Annotated in this window: 9 protein-coding genes; 5 read left to right on the forward strand and 4 right to left on the reverse strand. The window is 61.3% G+C overall.

All coding sequences use genetic code 11. From position 1 onward, the window contains the following. Positions 1-145: 145 nt before the first annotated feature. From GG26_RS13180 to grxD, 3 genes are read right to left on the reverse strand one after another with little or no spacing between them, the layout of a single operon-like run. The gene (locus tag GG26_RS13180; protein WP_099812424.1) at positions 146-496 is read right to left on the reverse strand and encodes a phage holin family protein; all 351 of its coding nucleotides are present in this window, start codon (positions 494-496) and stop codon (positions 146-148) included. Positions 497-535: 39 nt separating this feature from the next. Further along, entirely contained in the window at positions 536-838 is a 303-nt protein-coding gene (locus GG26_RS13185) for a BolA family protein (RefSeq protein ID WP_099812425.1), read from the reverse strand. Positions 839-846: 8 nt separating this feature from the next. After that, entirely contained in the window at positions 847-1,185 is a 339-nt protein-coding gene (grxD, locus tag GG26_RS13190) for a Grx4 family monothiol glutaredoxin (protein ID WP_168173360.1), read from the reverse strand. 186 nt (positions 1,186-1,371) lie between these two features. Here grxD and cysE point away from each other — a divergent pair, with 186 nt between their 5' ends. The 4 genes from cysE (at position 1,372) to GG26_RS13210 (ending at position 5,617) form a co-directional block, all read left to right on the forward strand. Then, positions 1,372-2,175 carry a serine O-acetyltransferase gene (gene cysE, locus GG26_RS13195; RefSeq protein WP_011429460.1) on the forward strand — a complete coding sequence of 268 codons (804 nt, stop codon included), beginning with the start codon at positions 1,372-1,374 and terminating at the stop codon, positions 2,173-2,175. Between the two features lie 368 nt (positions 2,176-2,543). Further along, a complete protein-coding gene (locus tag GG26_RS13200; protein WP_099812426.1) occupies positions 2,544-2,891 on the forward strand; it encodes a hypothetical protein in 348 nt (115 codons plus the stop codon). 469 nt (positions 2,892-3,360) lie between these two features. Next, positions 3,361-5,184 (forward strand): BamA/TamA family outer membrane protein, encoded by a 1,824-nt coding sequence (locus GG26_RS13205; RefSeq protein ID WP_228375416.1) that lies wholly within the window; start codon positions 3,361-3,363, stop codon positions 5,182-5,184. A gap of 64 nt (positions 5,185-5,248) precedes the next feature. Continuing rightward, the gene (locus GG26_RS13210; RefSeq protein WP_011429456.1) at positions 5,249-5,617 is read left to right on the forward strand and encodes a hypothetical protein; all 369 of its coding nucleotides are present in this window, start codon (positions 5,249-5,251) and stop codon (positions 5,615-5,617) included. Here the strand turns inward: GG26_RS13210 and GG26_RS13215 are convergent. Beyond that, the gene (locus GG26_RS13215; protein WP_011429455.1) at positions 5,614-6,696 is read right to left on the reverse strand and encodes an Mrp/NBP35 family ATP-binding protein; all 1,083 of its coding nucleotides are present in this window, start codon (positions 6,694-6,696) and stop codon (positions 5,614-5,616) included. The genes GG26_RS13210 and GG26_RS13215 overlap by 4 nt on opposite strands. A 177-nt stretch (positions 6,697-6,873) precedes the next feature. Here GG26_RS13215 and GG26_RS13220 point away from each other — a divergent pair, with 177 nt between their 5' ends. Further along, positions 6,874-7,161, forward strand: a complete 288-nt coding sequence (locus GG26_RS13220) for a DUF6464 family protein (protein WP_228375415.1) — start codon at positions 6,874-6,876, stop codon at positions 7,159-7,161. Positions 7,162-7,270 lie beyond the last annotated feature (109 nt).

Below are 7,270 nucleotides of genomic sequence, written 5' to 3' on the forward strand. Positions count from 1 at the left end.
TCTCGGAAGCTCCCGTCTACAGCCCGTCAGGGCTTAGCGGGAGAGGATGTCACTGGAGGGCAGCTCGTCTCAGCCTCTCTCCCTCCCGCAAGGGGGGATGTAGGGGGGGGCGGTCGGAGCCGGGTAGTTTACGAGAAATTCAAGCCTAGCTGGCTTGCTCGAAGACGCGCTGAACCAAGCCGCTGACGATGGAGAGCACGATGGCGCCGACAAACGCCCAACCAAAGTTGTCGATATTGAAAGCATCCCCGGCCAAAAAGTCGGCAATGGCTAAGCAGATGCCGTTTAAAATCAGCCAAAACAAACCTAGCGTCAGGATTGTAATCGGCAGGGTGATCAACTGCAGAAACGGCTTCACCAAGCTGTTGACTAGCCCAATGGCCAGCGCCGCCACCAAGGCACCTCCAAACCCGGAGACGTGGATCCCGGGCAAAAGCCAGGCCAAAATCATCACGCTCAAGGCCGACATCAGCCAGGTGGCCAAAAGAGCTGCCATACTTCCTCCCTTACCCCGCTGGGGCAGCCATTTCGCCCTCTATGCTATCCAATTGTGAGGGATCCCGGCTGTCGGCACCTCTTCCGGGCTGTAAGTTTGCAACGCCAAAGCATGGATACTCTGCCCCATCTCCTCGGCCAGGGCGGCGTACACCAGGCGATGCCGTTGCAGAGAAGTTTTGCCGGCAAACAGAGGCGACACCACCTGCACGCGGTAGTGCCCCCCGGATCCCTGTTGCCGTTCCCCATGGCCGGCATGGCGGTGTGATTCGTCCTCCACGTGGACGTAGAGGGCTTGCAGCTTCTCAGCCAAGAGCTGCCGAAGGCGGTTCGAGGTGAGCATGGGATCCTTTAAGATTGAGTGCCGGCCTTGGCAAAAGCCGCCTCGACCAGGGGACGCAACTCGTTGCGGGCGTGCATCTCTTGGAGGATGTCGCAGCCGCCCACAAACTCCCCGTCAATATAGATCTGCGGAATGGTCGGCCAGTTGGAAAACTCTTTGATCCCTTGGCGAAGCTCAGGATCCTCCAGCACGTTAATTGCCGTGTAGGGGAAGCCCAAGCTATCCAATATGCGAACGGCGGCGTAGGAAAACCCACACAGGGGCATTTCTGGGGTGCCCTTCATGTAAATCAGCACCTTGTGCGTGCGGACCTGGTTGCGGATTTTCTCTTCCAAAAGGGGATCCAGCATGGTAGCCAGCCAGTTTAGCGACAACAGGGGACAGGCCAATTCGGCTCCTATCGTGATCTCATTTTCATCTGCTTTTGACGAAAAGCGTCAACAGGCATCCTGGAGCTTGGCGGGGGATCCCCCTGCTGACAACAAAAAGTGCTAGAAGGGGAAGCAGTGGAGGTTTCTCACCGGAGGCCATTCATGCTAACAGAGTCCTCTCGTGTTAGCGGGACGAAGTCCTTGCCGTCGGCCGTGGAAAGCCCCGAGACAGGGGGGAGTGATTCTCCCTCTTCTGCCAAGCCGGAGCCAAAACTGGGGTTCTGGCAGCAATTCTGGGAAGACATCGACTGTGTCTTCGAGCGGGATCCGGCGGCGCGCAACCGCTGGGAGGTGCTTCTCACCTACCCAGGGGTACATGCTCTCTTCCTGCACCGCATCGCCCATTGGCTGTGGAAACGGCGCTGCTTTTTTCTGGCCCGCTTGCTCAGTTTCATTTCTCGCTCCTTTACGTTGATCGAAATTCACCCGGCAGCCCGGATTGGACGGCGCTTTTTCATCGACCATGGTTGTGGCGTGGTGATCGGGGAGACGGCGGAAATTGGCGATGACGTCACCCTCTACCACGGGGTTACCTTGGGGGGCACCTCTTGGACCAAAGGTAAACGGCATCCCACCCTAGAAGATGGGGTGATTGTGGGCACAGGGGCGAAGATCCTGGGGCCGGTTCGCATCGGTGCTAGAGCCCGCATCGGAGCCAACGCAGTGGTGATTCAAGATGTGGCCCCCGGCATGACGGTGGTCGGGATCCCAGGTCGAGCGGTCATCCCACCCCATCAACGCCGCATCCCCGCCCATGGCATCGACCTAGATCACCACCTCATGCCTGACCCAGTGGGACGGGCGATCGAGCAGTTGTTGCACCGCATTCAAGAGCTGGAAGCCCAGGTGGCCCGCCTCAACCAAGAGCGGGAACAGGACCGCCAGGATCAGGTCAGATGCGAATGAGGCTGCGGCTATGGCGGGGAGCATCCTTGGTGCCGGCTAACTGTAGGGCAGGTTGGCGGCTCAGAACTCCTGGGAAAAGGGGCAGCACCCAGGGCGGTTCTGCTCAGCTTTGCCCGTCTGGCTGTCTGCCCGGGATAACCCCTCGAGCCCAGTCGGCCTGTTTGCCCTCAACCCCGATTGGGCTGTCCAGAATTTTTGCCCACAACCTTTTTGCAGCTTCCTGAGAGGAGGAGGGCGTTTCTGCAAGCTCTCTGTGCCCAGGAGAAATTTTGCTCTAGAGCGTAGCTTTTTTTGCGGCAAGTCGATAGAGCTTTTTGGATGGAACTAGCTAAGGTGCCGGCGTCCCAGCATTTTGGAGAGGAAGGCTGATGTTGCCGAGCAAGCTCATCTTTTCTGGTCTGGCAGCTCTGCTCAGTTTGGGATCCGCTCCAGCCGCTCTGGCCCAGACACTCCTCCCGCAGCAAACAGTGCTCCTCGACAGCAGACAGAACAGCGCCACCCCTCTACAAGGCAATGTCCTACAAAACATCGTCTTCGTTGTGCCCAGCGCCCCAACGCGGCACTTCGCCGGCAGGTGGGGTTGGCACAGCAGCCCCTCACCGCCCCCCGCCCCCATGACAATTCTTATCCTCAACTCCCAAGCCAACCTGTCTGCCGAGGCAGCCGAGCCCCAGGCCTGTGGCCAGCGCTGCCAGGGATCCCTTCGCCTGCCGTAAAGAAGAGGCTGCTGCTTGTACTTCAGCTAGAAGCCGCAGGAGCCCCGCACTGGACTCCCCACCCCCCACACCCCCCGTGTACGGGGGGCGAAGGGGGACTGGGGGCCGCTCCGTTATGTCAACTCGGCCTGTGGCTGGGGAAAGGATGTAGATGGTGCCAAGGGGATTGCGCTTTTGGGGGCTACTGAAAGCCTGCTTCGTGCCGCCTAGGGGTTGGAGTCGGGTAGTTTACACTGCCCAAGCCCGCAATCCGGCTCGCGGCAATGCTCAGCTCTGCCCGGGTCGGGGTTGATATAATTCAGGGCAATTGTCCGCTGCCGGGCAATAAGAAGTTCTGCAACTTAGCTCTTTGGATTTTGGCGGTGTGTGAGGGATCCCTATGAACCGTTCCCAGCAACTCGGACTCCGGCTTGCTTCAGTGTTCGCCTGTGGGGTAGTGCTACGCACCGCTTTCGCGAACGGTCTGTCGATGCGATCCGCGGCTTGGGCGCAATCAGCTCCCCCGCCCGGCACCCTGGATCTGCGCACCAATGGCGATACCCCCGCCCAACCCTCCCCTACACCTACCCCAGCCGCTGGCGAGCCAGAAGTTTTGGTAGCGGAAGTGGTGGTGGAAGGAACCGACGACCCAGAGTTGATCGAGCAGGTTTACAAGGCTATTCGCACGCGGGCCGGCGAGGTCTCCACTCGCTCCCAACTGCGGGAAGACATCAATGCTGTGTTTGCCACTGGGTTTTTTGCCGATGTGCGGGCGGTGCCCTCCGATACGCCCCTGGGGGTGCGGGTTACCTTTGAGGTCAAGCCCAATCCGATCCTCAAAGCCGTGCGCACAGAAGGGGCAAAAGTTCTGGATCCGGAGGTGCTCAAGAAGGCCTTTGCCGATCAAGAAGGGCGGGTGCTCAACTTTGGCGAGCTGCAAGCGGCAGTGGCCGAGATCGAGCAGTGGTACGCCGACAAGGGCTACGTGCTGGCCAAGGTGACCGACGTGCGCTCCTCCGAAGATGGCACCCTCACTCTGGAAATTGCCGAAGGGGAGATCGAGGACATTCGCGTTCAAGGCAACACCAGAACCCGCGACTTCATCATCACCCGCGAGCTCAAGACCAAGCCAGGGGATGTGTTTAACCGCAACCAAATCCAGAAGGATCTCCAGGCAGTTTTCGACCTTAACCTTTTTCAAGATGTGAATGTTGGGCTCAACCCTGGCCAGGATCCCAACAAGGTGGTGGTGGTGGTGAACGTGGAAGAGCGCCGCACCGGCACCTTGAGCGGCACCATCGGCGTCAGCTCGGCCACAGGGGTCTTTGCCGGCCTCAACGTCTCGGAAGAAAACTTGGGCGGCAACAACCAAAGCGCCAGCTTCAACGTGCAGGTGGGCACCAACGAAACCCTGTTTGACCTCAACTTCACCGACCCGCGCATTGCCACGCTGGAGATCCCCACCTCCTACAACGTCAACATCGCCAACCAGCAGAGCTCCAGCTTTGTCTTCAACGAGGGATTGACCCTGCCCAACGGGGATCCCGTGCGCATCAACCGGCTGGGCGGCGGCGTCACCTTCTCCCGTCCCATTGGGGGCAATTGGCGGGCCAGCCTGGGCACCCGCGTCCAATTTGTGGAAGCCCGCAACAGCAACGGCGAGCAGGAGCGCTTCGATGTGCTGGGCAACCCGATTACCTTCAGCGCAAGCGGCCAAGACAGCTACACCACCCTGCGGTTCGGCCTTGTCCACGACAGCCGCGACAACCCCAACAGCCCCAGCCAGGGATCCGTCTTTCGCCTCTCCACCGAACAGTCGGTCCGTCTGTTGGAGAACGGCCTCAACGCCAACCGCCTCGAGACCAGCTACAGCCAGTTCATTCCCGTCAAGCTGTTCGAGACGCGCAGCGAGCGACCGCAGGTGCTGGCTTTTGACGTGCGGGCGGGCACCACGATTGGCGACTTGGCTCCCTACGATGCTTTCCCCATCGGCGGGGGCAGCTCGGTGCGGGGATTTTTTGAGGGCGGCGTCGGCTCCGGTCGCAGCTTTGCCACGGCGACGGCGGAGTTGCGCTTCCCCCTGTTCGACCCGGTGGGGGCGGTGGTCTTCGCCGACTACGGCACCGATCTGGGCAGCGGCGCGGCGGTCATCGGCAATCCGGCGGCGGTGCGCAACAAGCCGGGCAGCGGCTTGGGGCTGGGGGCCGGCATCCGCATCCAATCTCCCTTGGGGCCGCTGCGCATCGACTACGCCATCGGGCAAGGGGAGGCCGGCCGGCCTCAACTGCACTTTGGCATTGGCGAGAAGTTCTAGCTTGGCGGTGGATCTGCTGCCGGCTTGCTATGGTGAGAGCAAGGGCTCGTGAGGGAAGCAACCCATGAAACGGCAACTCGGCCAATCGTTCCGCGGTGGATCCCTGGTACTCTTGTTCTGTGCCAGCCTAGCCCTGACAGGATGTGGGCCGTTGGCGCGCTTAGGCATTGGCACAACCCCGATTGCCCAGATCGAACAAAATCCTTCCCGCTACACCAATGTGTACGTCCGCGGTCGCGTGGTCAACCAGATAGGGGTGTTCGGCCAGGGTGTGTACGAGATCCAAGACAGCAGCGGCTCCCTCTGGGTCATCACCGACAAGGGCTTGCCGGCCATGAACAGCACCGTAACCGTGCGCGGCAAGGCCCAAGAGGGCATTGTCTTGGGAGGACGCAGCTTCGGGGTGTCGTTGGTGGAAGCGGAGCGCTTCTAGCCGGCCCCCAAGGCCAGCATGGAGACGCGGCCGGCCAAGGTTTTGGCGATCTGCTGCAGAGCTTGGGCAGAAGCAGACTCAGGCTGACCGACCACGATGGGCTGGCCCGCATCTCCCCCCTGCCGCAGGGCAATTTCCAGCGGGATCCGCCCCAGCAGTGGGACACCCAGCTCGCGGGCCGTGGTCTCTCCGCCTGCTGAGCCAAAGATGTCGTACTGGCGATCCGGCAGGTCGGGGGGAATGAAGTAGCTCATGTTCTCGACAATGCCGAGGATGGGCACCCCCAACTGGCGAAACATGTTCAAGCCCTTGCGGCTATCCAGCAGGGCCACCGACTGCGGTGTGGTGACGATCACGGCGCCGGCCAAGGGCACCGCCTGCACCAGGGTCAGTTGGGCGTCGCCGGTGCCGGGGGGCATATCCACGATGAGATAGTCCAGCTCCCCCCACTGCACCTGATAGAGAAACTGCCGGATGACGCCGTTGAGCATTGGCCCCCGCCAGATCACCGGCTGATCCCGCCCCACCAGCAGGCCCATCGACACCATCTTGACGCCGTAATTTTCCAGGGGGAAGATGTCTTCGCCGCCGTCCTCCCGCTTGCGCACCAACAAAGAGCGATCCTGGAGGCCCAGCATCAGCGGCACATTGGGGCCGTAGATATCGGCATCCAGCAGCCCCACCCGCGCTCCGCTCTGGGCCAGGGCCACGGCCACATTGACCGAGACGGAGGTTTTGCCCACGCCTCCCTTGCCGCTGGAGATGGCGATGATGTTGCGCACGCCGGGGACAGACTGGCGATCCGGCAGAGAAGGGGAGCGGGGGGTTTCCGCCGTTACTGTGACATCAATGGCTTCAACTGGGGCCAAGCGGCGGATGGCAGCTTTGCACTCGTCCACAATGAATTCCCGCAAGGGGCAGGCCGGCGTGGTCAGCACCAGGGTAAAGGCCACCCGCTTGGGCTCGACGCGAATGTCGCGGATCATGTTCAGTTCCACCAGGCTGCGGCGCAGCTCCGGATCTTGAACCGGGCGCAACGCCTCAAGGATGGCGGCAGCATCGAGGGTGGAGGTGGTCATGGCATTCAAAAACGAGGTAACGGCTCCATTTCTCACTCTAGTCGTTTTTTCTCCCGGCTCTTCGCTGGCTAACCAGGACAGTTGCGAAACTGTCTGCCAAGGCTGGCCCTCTGCCAACCGGCTGGCCTAGGCTGGTTCTGGTTGGAAGACAAGGCTGTTGGCCGACGGAGGAGGGCAATGGTGCCAGCGCTGATCCTGGGAGTCGGTTTGTGGTTGGGCCTGACGTTCTTGGCCCAGTTGCTCCCTCTGCTGGAAAAGAGAGGCTCCCGTCGCCCCTCAAGCTGGGATGAGCCCACTCCCTCCCGCCAGCTGCAGCCCACCTCGAGTTGGGATCCCTCCTGCCGCTACTTTTCTCGCTCGCCCTATCTGCCCTGTGCTGTGAACCCCCTGGGCCCCTGTCGCTGCCCCCACTACGTCGCGCGTTGCCAGAGCTCCACCGACCCAGGAGCGGGGTCAACAGGTTAGTCCCCCTGGTCTCGTGCGGGTATCTTACAGAATTCGTGTGTGGATCTAGACAAGAGTGTGACATCCTCTCCCGCTAAGCCCTGACGGGCTGTAGACGGGAGCTTCCGAG

It is taken from the genome of Synechococcus sp. 'PEA 65AY6A-5F PE A' (assembly GCF_047462575.1).
GTDB lineage: Bacteria > Cyanobacteriota > Cyanobacteriia > Thermostichales > Thermostichaceae > Thermostichus.